Source organism: Variovorax atrisoli (assembly GCF_014195185.1).
GTDB classification, from domain to species: domain Bacteria; phylum Pseudomonadota; class Gammaproteobacteria; order Burkholderiales; family Burkholderiaceae_C; genus Variovorax; species Variovorax atrisoli.
In genome coordinates this window covers 589,003-603,510 of record NZ_JACIBG010000002.1, presented here as the reverse complement: position 1 = coordinate 603,510, position 14,508 = coordinate 589,003, and the positions used below count along the sequence as shown (strand labels likewise).

General features: G+C 68.0%; 10 protein-coding genes. 1 reads left to right on the top strand and 9 read right to left on the bottom strand.

Annotation, left to right across the window (positions count from 1 at the left end; all coding sequences use genetic code 11):
• Positions 1-4: 4 nt before the first annotated feature.
• The 6 genes from FHY06_RS09685 to FHY06_RS09660 form a co-directional block, all read right to left on the bottom strand.
• On the bottom strand, positions 5-2,920 hold the full coding sequence (locus tag FHY06_RS09685) for a ribonucleoside-diphosphate reductase subunit alpha (protein WP_019656796.1): 2,916 nt from the start codon (positions 2,918-2,920) through the stop codon (positions 5-7).
• 350 nt (positions 2,921-3,270) lie between these two features.
• On the bottom strand, positions 3,271-3,888 hold the full coding sequence (gene ampD / locus FHY06_RS09680; protein WP_184604671.1) for a 1,6-anhydro-N-acetylmuramyl-L-alanine amidase AmpD: 618 nt from the start codon (positions 3,886-3,888) through the stop codon (positions 3,271-3,273).
• Positions 3,875-5,452, bottom strand: coding sequence for a sigma-54-dependent transcriptional regulator (locus tag FHY06_RS09675; protein WP_184604669.1), 1,578 nt, complete (start codon positions 5,450-5,452; stop codon positions 3,875-3,877). Before FHY06_RS09675 ends, ampD begins: the two co-directional genes overlap by 14 nt.
• Before the next feature lie 5 nt (positions 5,453-5,457).
• On the bottom strand, positions 5,458-7,155 hold the full coding sequence (locus tag FHY06_RS09670; protein WP_019656799.1) for a two-component system sensor histidine kinase NtrB: 1,698 nt from the start codon (positions 7,153-7,155) through the stop codon (positions 5,458-5,460).
• On the bottom strand, positions 7,152-7,409 hold the full coding sequence (locus FHY06_RS09665) for a PP0621 family protein (protein WP_132752246.1): 258 nt from the start codon (positions 7,407-7,409) through the stop codon (positions 7,152-7,154). The genes FHY06_RS09670 and FHY06_RS09665 overlap by 4 nt, the downstream gene beginning before the upstream one ends.
• Before the next feature lies 1 nt (position 7,410).
• The gene (locus FHY06_RS09660) at positions 7,411-8,226 is read right to left on the bottom strand and encodes a cytochrome C assembly family protein (RefSeq protein ID WP_019656801.1); all 816 of its coding nucleotides are present in this window, start codon (positions 8,224-8,226) and stop codon (positions 7,411-7,413) included.
• A 115-nt stretch (positions 8,227-8,341) separates the two neighbouring features.
• Here FHY06_RS09660 and ffh point away from each other — a divergent pair, with 115 nt between their 5' ends.
• Positions 8,342-9,730, top strand: a complete 1,389-nt coding sequence (gene ffh, locus FHY06_RS09655; RefSeq protein WP_019656802.1) for a signal recognition particle protein — start codon at positions 8,342-8,344, stop codon at positions 9,728-9,730.
• 84 nt (positions 9,731-9,814) lie between these two features.
• Here ffh and FHY06_RS09650 read toward each other — a convergent pair whose 3' ends face one another.
• The 3 genes from FHY06_RS09650 to mdoH form a co-directional block, all read right to left on the bottom strand.
• Positions 9,815-10,954, bottom strand: coding sequence for an AAA family ATPase (locus FHY06_RS09650; RefSeq protein ID WP_184604666.1), 1,140 nt, complete (start codon positions 10,952-10,954; stop codon positions 9,815-9,817).
• Positions 10,951-11,850 (bottom strand): RNA ligase family protein, encoded by a 900-nt coding sequence (locus FHY06_RS09645; RefSeq protein ID WP_184604664.1) that lies wholly within the window; start codon positions 11,848-11,850, stop codon positions 10,951-10,953. The genes FHY06_RS09650 and FHY06_RS09645 overlap by 4 nt, the downstream gene beginning before the upstream one ends.
• Before the next feature lie 291 nt (positions 11,851-12,141).
• Entirely contained in the window at positions 12,142-14,154 is a 2,013-nt protein-coding gene (gene mdoH, locus FHY06_RS09640) for a glucans biosynthesis glucosyltransferase MdoH (RefSeq protein WP_132796718.1), read from the bottom strand.
• Positions 14,155-14,508 lie beyond the last annotated feature (354 nt).

Here is a 14,508-nt window from a genome sequence, read left to right as displayed (position 1 = left end):
GTGCTTATTGGCACGCTTCGCAGGTCGGATCGTCCACGCCGCAGAACGCGATGTCGGTGGCGGGAATCGCGCTCATCTGCGCTTTTGCGGCTGCTGCAGCGGCTTCGAGCGCGCTCATGCCGGAAGACGATTCGTTGCCCGACGACACGGCGTTGAGACGGCCCGACTGCACCGTCGACTTCTCGGCGTGCGTCGCGCTCTGCGTGCGCAGGTAGTAGGTCGTCTTCAGGCCGCGCAGCCATGCGAGCTTGTAGGTGTCGTCGAGCTTCTTGCCCGATGCGCCGGCCATGTAGATGTTCAGCGACTGCGCCTGGTCGATCCACTTCTGGCGGCGCGCGGCGGCTTCCACCAGCCACGTGGTCTCGATCTCGAACGCGGTGGCGTAGAGCGCCTTCACATCCTGCGGCACGCGGTCGATGGGGCGCAGCGAGCCGTCGAAGTGCTTCAGGTCCATGACCATCACGTCGTCCCACAGGCCCAGGCGCTTGAGGTCGCGAACCAGGTAGTGGTTGATCACGGTGAACTCGCCCGACAGGTTCGACTTGACCGAGAGGTTGCCGAAGCAGGGCTCGATCGAGGCGTCCACGCCGATGATGTTCGAGATGGTCGCGGTCGGGGCGATGGCCACGCAGTTCGAGTTGCGCATGCCGTCGGCCTTGATCTTCGAGCGCAGCGCGTCCCAGTCGAGGGTGGCCGAGCGGTCGACCTCGACATAGCCGCCGCGTGCCTTCTCGAGCAGGTCCAGCGAGTCGATCGGCAGGATGCCCTTGTCCCACAGCGAGCCCTTGTAGCTCGAGTACTTGCCGCGCTCCTTGGCGAGCTCGGTCGAGGCCCAGTAGGCGTGGTAGCAGATGGCTTCCATCGACTCGTCGGCGAACTGCACGGCTTCCTGCGAGGCGTAGGGAATGCGCAGTTCGTACAGCGCGTCCTGGAAGCCCATCAGGCCCAGGCCGACCGGACGGTGGCGCAGGTTCGAGTCGCGCGCCTTCTTCACGGCGTAGTAGTTGATGTCGATCACGTTGTCGAGCATGCGCATCGCGGTCGACACGGTCTTCTTCAGCTTCTCCTGGTCGACCTTGCCGTCCTTCAGGTGCTGCAGCAGGTTCACGGAACCCAGGTTGCACACGGCGGTTTCGGTGTCGCTGGTGTTCAGCGTGATCTCGGTGCACAGGTTCGACGAGTGAACCACGCCGGCGTGCTGCTGCGGCGAACGCACGTTGCAGGCGTCCTTGAACGTGATCCAGGGGTGGCCGGTCTCGAACAGCATCGTGAGCATCTTGCGCCACAGGTCGGTCGCCTGGACGGTGCGGCTCGGCTTGATCTCGCCGCGGGCTGCCTTCTCTTCGTAGGCGACGTAGGCCTTCTCGAAGTCGGCGCCGAAGAGGTCGTGCAGGTCGGGCACGTTGGAGGGCGAGAACAGCGTCCAGGTGCCTTTTTCCATCACGCGGCGCATGAACAGGTCGGGGATCCAGTTGGCCGTGTTCATGTCGTGCGTGCGGCGGCGGTCGTCGCCGGTGTTCTTGCGCAGCTCCAGGAACTCCTCGATGTCGAGGTGCCAGGTTTCGAGGTACGTGCAGACGGCGCCCTTGCGCTTGCCGCCCTGGTTCACGGCCACGGCCGTGTCGTTCACCACCTTCAGGAAGGGCACCACGCCCTGCGATTCGCCGTTCGTGCCCTTGATGTGGCTGCCGAGCGCGCGCACGCGGGTCCAGTCGTTGCCCAGGCCGCCGGCGAACTTCGACAGCAGCGCGTTCTCCTTGATCGACTCGTAGATGCCGTCCAGGTCATCGGGCACGGTGGTCAGGTAGCAGCTCGACAGCTGCGAGCGCAGCGTGCCGGCGTTGAACAGGGTGGGCGTGCTCGACATGAAGTCGAACGACGACAGCACCTCGTAGAACTCGATGGCGCGCGCTTCGCGGTCGATCTCATTGAGCGACAGGCCCATGGCCACGCGCATGAAGAAAGCCTGCGGCAGCTCGATGCGGGTCTTGCGCACGTGCAGGAAGTAGCGGTCGTACAGGGTCTGCAGGCCGAGGTAGTCGAACTGGTTGTCGCGCTCGGGCTTCAGGGCCGCGCCCAGGCGGGGCAGGTCGTACTGCAGCAGCTTCTCGTCGAGCAGGTCGTTGTCCACGCCCTTCTTGATGAACTGCGGGAAGTAGTCGGCGTAGGCGGTTGCGCGTTCGGCGGGCAGCACTTCGCGGCCGATGATCTCCTTGAAGATCGTGTGCAGCAGCAGGCGCGCGGTGGCGAAGGTGTAGTCGGGGTCCTTCTCGATCAGCGTGCGGGCCGCCAGGATCGATGCCTTGTAGACCTCGTCGAGCGGCACGCCGTCGTACAGGTTGCGCATCGTCTCGGCGACGATCGGCGCGGCGGTGATGCTCTCGCCCAGGCCTTCGCAGGCCGATTCGATCAGGCTCTTGAGCTCGTTCACGTCGAGCGCGACCAGCTCGCCCTTGTCCAGCACGTGCAGCGCGGGCGTGGCCGGCGCGGTCTGCTCGCCCTGCTTGGAGCGTTCCTGCGTGCGGCGCTCGCGGTACAGCACGTAGGCGCGGGCGATCTCATGGTGGCCGCCGCGCATCAGGCCGAGCTCGACCTGGTCCTGCACGTCCTCGATGTGGAAGGTGCCGCCGCCCGGACGCGAACGCACCAGCGCGCGGATCACGCCCTGCGTGAGCGTGTCGACCGTCTCGCGCACGCTGGCCGAAGCCGCGCCCTGCGTGCCGTGAACGGCTAGGAAGGCCTTCATCATCGCGATGGCGATCTTGTTCGGCTCGAAGGGCACCACCGCGCCGTTGCGGCGGATGATCTGGTAGTGGGCCAGGTTCTGGCTGGTGGGGGAGCCGGCAGTGTCTCGCTGCGGCTGCGACGGCGTGGAGGGGATTGCACGCGGGGTCGATTGGGGATTCAGGGCTGTTTGCATTCGCTTCCTCTCGGTTGGCAATTCTTGTTGGATGGCGACGCCTGGCCCGGCGCCGCACCGGTGTACGGGACCGGACGGAAGACACTATATCTAGGGTGCAGGGGGCATACAACCCACTAGATGTAGCGTTTTCGAAAGGATACAAGGATTTCCGGTACTACTTCCGACATAGGACACCTGCGAAGATGCCCCATGAATACTGGCCTATGGTCCCGCAACCCGCATGCGCTGTGGCTTGCAGGCCGATTTGGGCTTGCAGGGCGCATGGTTGCTGCATTGCGCCCTTCGGATTTTCTCTTCGCTGCAGCGCGGTGGCGGTGCATCGCGAGGCGCCGCGCGATTGAAAAAAATTAGCGCCCGACGACCTGCTCAGGAAACATCTGTGGCTTCCAGCCGAGTTGTTCGCGCAGAAGGCGCCAGTCGAAACCGGCGCCCGGGTCATGCTTGCGGCCCGGCGCGATGTGCTCGTGGCCGGCGATGTACGCCATCGGAAAATGCTGCGCGATGGCGGCGCACAGGCTCGCGAGCGTCTCGTATTGCGGCTCCTCGAAATGCTGGCCTTCGAGGCCCTCGAGTTCGATGCCGATGGAGTCGTCATTGCAGTTGCCGCGGCCGCGCCACGTCGACACGCCCGCATGCCAGGCGCGGTCGTCGCAGCTCACGAACTGCCAGAGCTCGCCGTTGCGCCGCACGTAGAAGTGCGAGGAGACCTCCAGCCCGCGGATCGACTGGAAGTAGGGGTGTGCGTCCCAGTCGAGCCGGTTGGTGAAGAGCCGCTGCACCGCGTCGCCGCCGTACTCGCCGGGCGGCAGGCTGATCGAGTGCAGCACGATGAGGTCGATCTGCGCGCCCTGTGGCCTGGGCCCGAAATTGGGCGAGGGCAGCGCCTTCGCGAAGCGGTACCAGCCGGCCTGCCAGAGTGCGTCGCCGGACTCGGCCGCGCGCACTTTTTTTTCAGTCGTCGGCATGGCTGCTGCTCGCGCCGTCGTCGCCGTTGGGCGTGGTGATGCCCAGCCGCGCGATGCGATAGCGGATCTGGCGCAGGCTCATGCCCAACCGGGCGGCGGCGGCGGTGCGGTTGAAGCCGCTCTCGTGCAGCGCGCGCACGAGGATCTCGCGCTCCTGCTGGTCGAGGTAGGCCTGAAGGTCGGAGGGCAGCGGCGGAGGCGCGGGCCGGGTAGAGGCCGCCACCGGCGCGGCGGGCGCCGGGGCCGGAGCGGCCGCCGCGTCGCCGCCCAGGGGTGACAGCGGCGCGGGCGCGGAAGATGCCGCCGCTTCGGCCGCGGCCGTGAAGCCGCCCATCAGGTCGAGGTGCAGTTCGTCGCCGTCGTTCAGCGCGACCGCGCGGTGCAGCAGGTTCTCGAGCTCGCGCACGTTGCCGTTCAGCGGATGCTGTGCGAGGCGGCGCAGCAGATCGTCGGACAAGTGAGGCACCGGCAGCCCGCCGTCCTGCGCGATGCGCGAGAGCAGCGCGTTGCACAGCGCGGGCAGGTCCTCGCGGCGGTCGCGCAGCGCGGGCACCGCGATCTCGATCACGTTGAGGCGGTAGAAAAGGTCTTGCCGGAAGCGGCCGGCCTGCACTTCGGCGTGCAGGTCTTTATGAGTGGCGCTCACGATGCGCACGTCGACGGCATCTTCCTGCGTCGAGCCGATCGAGCGCACGCTGCGCTCCTGGATCGCGCGCAGCAGCTTCGACTGCATGGCCAGCGGCAGGTCGCCGATCTCGTCGAGGAACAGCGTGCCGCCGCGCGCTGCCTGGAAGTAGCCGTCGCGGTCCTGCGACGAGCCGGTGTACGAGCCCTTCTTCGCACCGAAGAACTCGGCCTCGAGCAGGTTCTCGGGAATCGCGCCGCAGTTCACCGCGACGAAGGGGCCTTCGCTGCGCTGGCTGCAGGCATGCACCGCGCGCGCAACCAGTTCCTTGCCGGTGCCCGACTCGCCGCGCACCAGCACCGGCGCCATGCCGCGCGCCACCTTGGCGATGCGCGACTTGACCAGCCGCATCGGCTCCGATTCGCCCACGAGGCGGTCGAGCGCGGCGATGCCGGTGCCGGAGGTGACCGGTGCCGCCTCGCCAGCCGCATTGCCGGCACTGGAGGGCGCCGCCTGTGCGGGCTTGGCCACCGGCTGCGGTGCCGTCCGCGCCTGCACGGCGGAGGCCACGACCGCGCGGAACTGCTTGAGGTCGACCGGCTTCGTGAGGTAGTCGAAGGCGCCGGCCTTCAGCGCCTCGACCGCGTTCTCGGCCGAGCCGTAGGCGGTCATCACCACGCAGCGCTCGCTGCGCTGGTCCTTCTGGATGCGGTGGATGATCTCCATGCCTTGCCCATCGGGCAGCCGCATGTCGGTGATCACCGCGTCGAAGCGCCCGGCCTCCAGGTGCTGCCAGGCTTCCGAGACGCTGCCTGCCGCCTCCACGCGATAGCCCTCGCGCAGCAGCGTCAGTTCGTACAGCGTGCGCAGGTCCGGCTCGTCGTCGATGACCAGGATCTGCGCCGGCCGCTGGGTGGAAGAAGAGGGGGAGTTGCTCACGGGCGCTATTGTGTCAGCCGGTTTTCGCTGGGGGCAAAGCTGACGAAGAATTCGTTGCCCTCGGGCCCGCCCGGCACCAGCGCGCGGCGCTCGTAGCCGATGGTGGCGCCGTGCCGCCGGCACAGTTCGCGGCACAGGAAGAGACCCAGCCCGCTGGAGCGGCTTTCCGAAGAGAAGAAAGGCTCGAACAGGTGCCGCTGCACCGCGGGCTCGAGCGGCGCGCCGTCGCTCCATACCATCAGGCTCGGCCTGGCGACGCCGCCTCGCTGCATCGCGGTCAGCACCTGGATCGCGCCTTCACGCGTGCTGGCGTAGCGCGATGCGTTGTCCAGCAGGTTCACGATCAGGCGGCGCAGGTGCTCGGCGTCGAAGCGCACCTCGCTCGCGGGCGCATCGAGCGACACCAGCACGCCCTTGCGCTGCGTCTGGCGCACCCATTCCTCGGCCAGCACCTGCACGGCCGGGTCGAGCACCAGCTGCTCGCCCAGCGAGAGCACGCGCTGCTGGCGCGCGCGGGAGACGTCGAGCACGTCGTCCACGATGCGCGCGAGGCGCTGCGCGTTGTGCTGCACCATGCTCGTGAGCTTGCGGTGTGCGGGGTCGGTCAGGTCTTCGTTGAGCAGCGCGCTGGCCTGCGTGATGGCGGCCAGCGGATTGCGGATCTCGTGCGCCACGGCCGCCGACATGCGGCCCATCGCCGCCAGCTTCTCGGTACGGATGCGGGCCTCGAGTTCGCGCAGGTCCTGCAGGAACATCACGCACAGGCTGTCGGCGCGCTTCTCGCTGGCGGGCGTGAGCCGCGTGCGCACGCGCACCTCGCGCGCTGCGCCTCGCGCCTGCGCCACCGGAATCTCCTCGGCCTGCGGCGCCCGCCGCGCGAAGGTCTGGCGCGCCAGCGCGGCCAGCGCGTGCCAGGCGGGCTGGGCATGCAGCGGGAAGGGCAGCGTCAGCTTGGCCAGGCCCTGGCCAAGGATCGCGTCGGCCGCGGGATTCGCCGCGTGCACCAGGCCCTCGGCGTCGATCACCAGCACGCCTTCGCTCAGCGTCTCGATCACGAGGTCGTTGACCTGCGCCTGCATCCGCGCGCTGCTGCGATTGCGCTGCGCCACCGCTTCCTCGCGCGCCAGCCGGCGGGCCATCTCGTGGGCAAGCAGCGCCACCACGAAGAAGCCCGTGCCGGTGAGCGCCGCCTGCACGAATCGCGACGACGAATCGCCCGGCTGCTGCAGCCAGTGCCAGCCCGCGTCGCCCAGCAGAAGCAGCGTGACGGAGGCGGTGGTTCCGAGGCTCACGATCATGGTGCCCAGCACCGCGCTCATCAGCACCGGCAGCGCGAACAGCGGCGTGTAGTTGACGTTGCCGCCCTGCAGCACCTGCAAGGCGGTGAAGGCCGCCAGGTCGATGCCGATGGTCAGCAGCCACAGTGGCGTGAAGCCGCGGATCGGCGGCTGGAAGGCGGTGTAGCGCATGCCCAGCCAGGCCGCGACGAGGTAGATCGCCGAGATCGCGATGGCCGCTGCCTGCATGTTCTGCCCGATCGCGAAGGACACGGCCTGCAGCAGCACCAGCACCAGGGCGACGAAGCAGCGCGCTCCCATGAAGCCGCGCCAGAGGCGGCCCAGTGCCGAACTCTCGGCCGGGCCCTGGTCGAGCACGTCCCAGTCGGTGACCGGCTCGCCGCGCGACCAGAGGGGCGTGCTCATTGCCGGGTGGCGGCCTCGCGGTGCGCGGTGCTGCAGTAGAGCGCGCCGCCGGGACCGGCGATGGCTTCGGGGGCCGGCAGGTGCAGGCCGCAATGGGCACAGCGCACCATCGCCTGCGGCGGTCCGGACGGCGCGGGCGTGCGTTGCGCCTTGGCCGCTCGCTCGCGCATGGCGTCCTGCATTTCTTCGCGCCGGTTCTTGCGCCAGAGCCAGATCGCGACCCAGAGCACCGCGAGGACGAGGAGGTATTTCATTTCAGACGGGAGGGCGCGCGAGAACCACTTCGAGCACGAAGCGCGAACCGACGTAGGCCAGCAGTAGCAGCGCCGAGCCGGCATAGAGCACGCGCCGCGCGGTGCGCCCGCGCCAGCCGAAGCGGGCCCGGCCGATCAGCAGGATCGCGAAGCTGATCCAGGCGAGCACCGAGAAGATGGTCTTGTGGTCCCACTTCCAGGCGCGGCCAGCCAGCCCGTAAAGCTGCTCGCTGAAGAGCAGGCCGGCCAGCAGCGTAGCCGAGAGCAGCACGAAGCCGGCGGTGACGAAGCGGAAGGTGAGCCGCTCGAGCGTGAGCAGCGGCACGCCGCCCTGCGGCTCTACGGCCGCGGCCAGGCGGATCTGCTTTTCGGCGCGGGTGATCAGCCAGGCATGTACCACGGCGGCGCCGAACAGGCCGTAGGAGGCGATGCCCAGCGCCAGGTGCAGCGGCAGCCACGGCGATGCCGTGACATGCAGCGGCGTGCCGGGAAACAGGATGGCCAGCAGCACGGCAGCCGCGCCCAGCCAGGCGAGTGCGCGCCGCACCTTCAGCTGGGGATACATGCGGCTTTCGACGGCGTAGACGGTCAGCACCAGCCACGCCGTGACCGACAGCGCCGGCGCGAAACCGAAGCGCGGCTCGCTGCCGACGAGACCATGGGCGAGAGCGGCGGCATGCAGCAGCCATGCGATCCCGAGCGTCCATTGGGTCGACTGGCGGCTGAATCTGGCGCCGGCGGCGGCGACAAAACCGTAGGCAACCGCGGTGGCGATGCCCAGAGCCACGCCGAGCGGGGAGGGGATCGCTAAAATCATCGGCCGGAGTTTAGCGTCTCGCTATTGCGTTCCCGGCGCCCGGCTTCAAGTTCTTTCCCGTCTCCCAGGCTTCTCACCCGGCCCGCGCCATAGCGGGCAGCAAGGCATCCCCCTCATGGCCACCGCCCTCACAGAAAAGTTCTCCCGCCTCGTCAAGACGATGAGCGGCCAGGCCCGCATCACCGAAAGCAACGTGCAGGACATGCTGCGCGAGGTGCGCATGGCGCTGCTGGAAGCCGACGTGGCCCTGCCCGTGGTGCGCGATTTCGTCGCCCGCGTGAAGGAAAAGGCCCTTGGCCAGGAAGTGCTGGGCTCGCTCAAGCCGGGTCAGGCGCTGGTGGGCATCGTCAACCGCGAACTCGCCGCCACCATGGGTGAGGGCGTGTCCGACATCAACCTCGCGGCCCAGCCGCCGGCCGTGATCCTCATGGCCGGCCTGCAGGGCGCCGGCAAGACTACCACCACCGCCAAGCTCGCCAAGCACCTGATCGAGAAGCGCAAGAAGAAGGTGCTCACCGTGTCGGGCGACGTCTACCGTCCCGCCGCCATCGAGCAGCTCAAGACCGTCACCAGGCAGGCGGGCGCTGAATGGTTCCCCAGCACGCCCGACCAGAAGCCGCTGGACATCGCGCGCGCCGCGCTCGACCACGCCCGACGCCACTATTTCGACGTGCTGCTGGTCGACACGGCCGGCCGCCTTGCCATCGACGAAGTTCTGATGGCCGAGATCAAGCAGCTGCATGCTGCGCTCGACCCGGTCGAAACGCTCTTCGTGGTCGATGCCATGCAGGGCCAGGACGCGATCAACACCGCCAAGGCCTTCAAGGAAGCGCTGCCCCTCACCGGCATCATCCTGACCAAGACCGACGGCGATTCGCGCGGCGGCGCTGCGCTGTCGGTGCGCCAGGTGACGGGTGTGCCGATCAAGTTCGCTGGCGTGAGCGAGAAGATCGACGGCCTCGAGGTGTTCGACGCCGAGCGCCATGCGGGCCGCATCCTGGGCATGGGCGACATCGTCGCGCTGGTCGAGCAGGTCACGGCCGGCGTCGACGTGGCGGCGGCGCAGAAGCTCGCGGCCAAGGTCAAGAGCGGCGCGGGCTTCGACCTCAACGACTTCCTCGGCCAGCTGCAGCAGATGAAGCAGATGGGCGGCCTATCCAGCCTGATGGACAAGCTGCCCACGCAGATGGCCGCCAAGGCCAGCGAGGCCGACCTGAGCCGCGCCGAGCGCGACATCCGCCGCAAGGAAGGCATCATCAACAGCATGACGCCGCTGGAGCGCCGCAAGCCCGAACTGCTGAAGGCCACGCGCAAGCGCCGCATCGCCGCGGGCGCTGGCGTCCAGGTCCAGGAAGTGAACCGCCTGCTCAACGAGTTCGAGCAGATGCAGGGCATGATGAAGAAGATGAAGGGCGGCGGCCTCATGAAGATGATGAAGCGCATGGGCGGCATGAAGGGCCTCGGCGGAATGGGCGGCCCCGGTGGGCCGAAGCTGCCGTTCTGATCGCACGCCGCACGCGCACATATATATGAGAAGGCCCGCCGGGGTGAACCGGCGGGCCTTCTGCTTTTCAGGTCCGCGCTTCCTTCAGGTCTGCACTTCGTAGACCGTCTCGTGCGCCTCCACCGGCGTTGGCAGTTCCCAGCGATGCAGCATGCGCTCGATGCCCGCGTTCGACAGCGTGGTGTCGCGCTCGCGGTTGCGGCGCATCAGCTCCGAATGGGGCACTTCCAGATACACCAATTCGATGTGCGCGTGGTAGGCCCACAGCAGGTCCAGCGTCTTGGTGCGCATCTGCTGGCTCAGGTGCGTGGCGTTCCAGACGAAGCGCTCCTGCCTGCGCAGCAGCGCCTTCGCCTGGTCGACCGCGTGGTGCGCGGCGAGGCCGTCGTTCTCGCCGTGCTTGAGGCCGAGTTCGGCGCGCGCATCGTCGAAGGACACCACCGGCCAGCCCTTTCGATGCTGCGCCACCCAGTGGTTCTTGCCGCTGGCGGGCAGCCCGCACATCACCGTTACCTGCGATCCGGCGTTCTGGAACAGCGGGTAGTCGGGGCTGGTGTCGGCGCCGCGGAAGTAGGCCAGGCGCGTGTGGGCGTCTGCCATCTTCCGCGGGCCTTCCCAGCAGCCTTCCTCCTGTGCCAGCTGCTCGAAGAGCGCGATGTCGGCCATGCTGTCCGCGCGCTTCTCGTAGTGGCGCCCGAGCATGTCGCAGCGCGCCACGCAGCACAGGTCGGGCAGGCTCAGCTCCCACGAGAGCCTGTGCGCGAGCCACTCGGGCCGCACGCCCTTGCGCGAGGCGAAGGCATGGAACGGCACCTGGTGCACCGCGATGATCCGGCACACCGCCTCGCGCAGCGCGAAAGGCACGCGGGCCTTCCACATCAGCACGCGCACGTCGACCGCGCCCCGGCGCGAGTGGCCCGGCTGGCCGACGCGGCCGCTGGCCTCGTCGATCACCGTGGTGTCGGGCTTGGCGATGTCGTGCAGCAGGCAGGCCATGAACAGCACGAAGCGGCGGTCGGCGTCGGCACGGCGGTAGTGCTCGTCCTGCATCAGCGCGTCGAGCACCATGCGGGTGTGGATGCCGACGTTGCCTTCGGCGTGGTAGTACGGGTCCTGAGGCGTCTCCTCGAGGCGCAGCAGGGCCGGCAGCAGTTCGCAGCATTGCGTCCAGTCGGTGCCCTTGCCGGGCTCGGGCACCAGGGCGCGGAGATCGTCGAAGTTCATCGCTTCCTCCCTGCGGCGGTCAGCTCGGCCGGGTCGCGCAATATGCGCAGGCCCAGATCCTGCCAGGTCAGCTGCGGCGTCGGCGCATAGAGATCCACGCCCGGCGCCAGCTGGTTGGGCAGTACCGGACGGCGACTGTGGTGCGAGCCCGAGTCGAGGATGGTCTGGACGAAATCCGGGCGCACCCACTTGTAGCGGCCTGTCACCTGGCCATCGGACTCGGTCTTGAGGTACAGGCCCTCGGCGAGGTCGGACAGGTCGGTCTGCTGCCGAACGAGTTCGAGCGGCTGGCCTTCCTGCGCCACGGCGGCTTCGAAGGCCGGCTTCCAGTCTGCGCTGCGCGCCAGCGAGGGCCGCACCAGCGTCTGCAATGCCTTCGCGCTGCGCGGCATCTCGCCTTCGTAGAGCACGGGCACCGGCAGCACCGGGCCGCCTTCGAGCAGCGCATGCCGTGCCGGCGTCGACAGGAAGCTCTGCGACTGCCGGTCGTAGATGTCGAACTCCAGGAAGAAGGCGGGCAGCCGGTCGTACCAGCAGCTGTGCTTGGCGAAGCACCACTCGCCGTACATCACGTAGCGGTCTTCGAGCCGTTCCAGCAGCGCCGCTTCATGGGCGGCAGCCCAGTGCTTGAACAGGTTGAACTGGCGCTCGCCGGCGCCGCCCGCGAGGTAGTGGCCGCGAGACTGCAGCAGCAACTCGCCTGCTGGCGTGAACGACACGGCCGCATTGGCGCCATCGAGCTTTTCCTCGATGACGACATTCATGCCCTGCAGTTCAGACAACGGCGTCTGGCCGTCGTCGCTGTCACCGGCCTGCAGCCGGGAGCCTTCCAGGTGCGCAGTACGCGGGTACTTGAGCAGCGGGATCGATGAAAGAGAAGAAGAGAGAGGAAACACGTTTGTTCTCCGGATGGAACCAGGAAGAACCGACAACGTGCGGGAGCGAAGCTGGAGAGCTGGGGAACGGATTGCGGTCAGCGGAAAGCGCAGCTTGGCGCCCGACATGACCGGCAATGAAGCGGCGTTGTCGGCGTCAGAGGGTGATGACGGCGAGACGGGGCACTTGGCGCTCCTGTGGATCGAAGGGATCCGTGGGTGGATGAAAAAGAAGTCGGCGATTCTAGCCACGCGCCATGAAAAAAAGCCGGCCCAGGGGCCGGCTTTTCGAGGCTGTGTGTCTTCAACGCATCAGGCGGTGGCCAGCGCTGCCGGGCGAGCCAGGCGCAGCGCGTGCATCCATGCACGGCGCAGCACGGCCGGCGAGCGCGATTCCTCGGGAATCAGCAGATAGCCGCGGTCGCGCAGCGTGGTGCCCAGCGCGATCTGGCTGGTCAGCACGGTCAGCGGGATCGCCAGCAGCAGCGGCAGGCCGACGGGCATGAGCCACACCAGCGCGCTCGGGTCGATCATGGCGACGCCAACGGCCAGCATCGCGATCACCAGCGTCATGGGAGCCAGCTGCGAGGCAGCGACCTTCCACGGCACGGCGGCGGCTTCACGCGGGGGCGACTTCCAGTCGAGCTTGATGCCGGTGAGGGCGACCAGCACGAAGAGCGAGTGAGCCAGCATGCGCACCGGTGCCTGAACGATGGCCAGGCCGGCTTCCATCACCGAGCTCTTCACCAGGCCCCAGAGGCCACCGTACTGGCGTTGCTCGCCGCGCATCAGCACGGCGGCGATGCCCAGCACGCGCGGCAGGAACAGCAGGCACAGGGTCCAGACCCACAGGCCGGCCAGTTCGGCGGGCAGCACGCTCCAGCTGGAGACCAGGCTCGAGCCGCTCAGCCACAGGGCCGTGCCCAGCGTCAGGAACGCGAGCCACAGCGGGGCCGAGACGTAGGCCATGGTGCCGGTCACGAACATCGCGCGGTGGACCGAGTGGATGCCGGGCTCTGCCATCAGGCGGGCGTTCTGCAGGTTGCCCTGGCACCAGCGGCGGTCGCGCTGGAGTTCGGCCAGCAGGTCCGGCGGTTGCTGTTCGTAGCTGCCGACGAGGTCGGACACCAGCCACACGTTGTAGCCGGCACGCCGCATCAGAGCGGCTTCGACGAAGTCGTGCGACATGATGCCGCCCGACATGCCGCCGGTGCCCTTGATGGGAGCCAGCGCGCAGTGCTTCATGAAGGGTTCGACGCGGATGATCGCGTTGTGGCCCCAGTAGTGCGACTCGCCCAGTTGCCAGAACTGCATGCCCAGCGTGAACAGGCGGCCGGTGACGCGCGAGGCGAACTGCTGTGCGCGTGCGTGCAGGGTGACGTGGCCGATGGCCTGCGTCGCGGTCTGGATGATGCCGGCGGTGGGGTTGGCTTCCATCAGCTTGACCATCGAGGTCAGGCAGTCGCCGCTCATCACCGAGTCGGCGTCGAGCACGACCATGTAGCGGTAGTCCTTGCCCCAGCGGCGGCAGAAGTCGGCCACGTTGCCGGCCTTGCGGTGCGTGCGGCGGGTGCGCAGGCGGTAGTAGACCTCGACCTGCGGCTGGTTGGGGCTTTCGGCCAGCGCGGCGCGCAGGTCTTCCCAGGCGGCGCGCTCGGCGGCGGCGGTCTCGGGGTTGTAGCTGTCGGACAGCACGAACACGTCGAACTGCCTGGCGTGGCCGGTGGCCGCGACCGATTCACAGGTGGCGCGCAGGCCGGCAAACACGGTGGCCACGTCCTCGTTGCAGATCGGCATGATGATCGCGGTGCGCGCCTCGGGGTTCATCGGGTGGTGGGCCACCTGCTTCGCCGAGAGGGAGTACTTGTCACCGCGCACGGAGACGTAGAAGCCCATGAGCGCCGTCACGAAGCCGGTCACGACCCAGCCCGAGAGCAGGCCGTACAGGCCGATCTGGCCGTATTCGAGCCAGAGGTTGTCGTAGTCGGGCTGCACGCTGGCGAAGAGCGAGGACGCGATCACGGTGCTCAGCAGCGTGAGCATCATGAAGGCGAAGCGGCGGCGGGCGGCGGCGCGCTGCCAGGGCTGCTTCGTTTCGTTGGCGGGGTGAGCGCCGGCTTCGGCGTCACGGCCTGCGCCCAGCTTGACCAGCGCTGCCGTGCCGAGGCTGTTCCAGAAGCCGCGCCAGGGGCGGGGCGTCATCGAGCCGCGGTTGATCGGAGGTGCGGTGACCGAGTTGGGATGGCGTTCCTCGCGGACCGGGCTGCGGCGCGAGAAATCGGTGTCGGCCAGCACGTTCAGTTGGGAGAAGTCGTTCGGCTTCATGTGATTTACCAACGTTGCTTGTCGATGGAGGAGGGGGTGTCGCCAATGGCCGGAAGGCGCTTGAAGACACAGTCGGAAGAGGCGCCGCCGGCGCTTGCGAGCGCGGCCAGCGAATGCCCCGCGGCACGGGGCCGCGAGGAGGAAAACTGCTTTTGACGCAGGCCGTCGCGCTGCTGGCGCAGTGCGAAAGAAGGGCTGGTAAGTGCTGTCATGCCGGTACAGGGGCAAACCCTGTGCCAGGCTGGAAAAACGCTTTCAGATCAATGACTTGGCGGTGATCCGATGCATTTTTCGGGCTGGAGCGTCGCTGAAGTGGCTCCAAACCCCCGATTTTGTCGCCGAATCCCGACAAGC

What these genes read in the sequence shown, in the direction of transcription:
- FHY06_RS09685 (WP_019656796.1), bottom strand. Translation starts at nt 2,920, where the DNA reads ATGCAAACAGCCCTGAATCCCCAATCGACCCCGCGTGCAATCCCCTCC.
- ampD (WP_184604671.1), bottom strand. Translation starts at nt 3,888, where the DNA reads ATGCCGACGACTGAAAAAAAAGTGCGCGCGGCCGAGTCCGGCGACGCA.
- FHY06_RS09670 (WP_019656799.1), bottom strand. Translation starts at nt 7,155, where the DNA reads ATGAGCACGCCCCTCTGGTCGCGCGGCGAGCCGGTCACCGACTGGGAC.
- FHY06_RS09665 (WP_132752246.1), bottom strand. Translation starts at nt 7,409, where the DNA reads ATGAAATACCTCCTCGTCCTCGCGGTGCTCTGGGTCGCGATCTGGCTC.
- FHY06_RS09660 (WP_019656801.1), bottom strand. Translation starts at nt 8,226, where the DNA reads ATGATTTTAGCGATCCCCTCCCCGCTCGGCGTGGCTCTGGGCATCGCC.
- ffh (WP_019656802.1), top strand. Translation starts at nt 8,342, where the DNA reads ATGGCCACCGCCCTCACAGAAAAGTTCTCCCGCCTCGTCAAGACGATG.
- FHY06_RS09650 (WP_184604666.1), bottom strand. Translation starts at nt 10,954, where the DNA reads ATGAACTTCGACGATCTCCGCGCCCTGGTGCCCGAGCCCGGCAAGGGC.
- mdoH (WP_132796718.1), bottom strand. Translation starts at nt 14,154, where the DNA reads ATGAAGCCGAACGACTTCTCCCAACTGAACGTGCTGGCCGACACCGAT.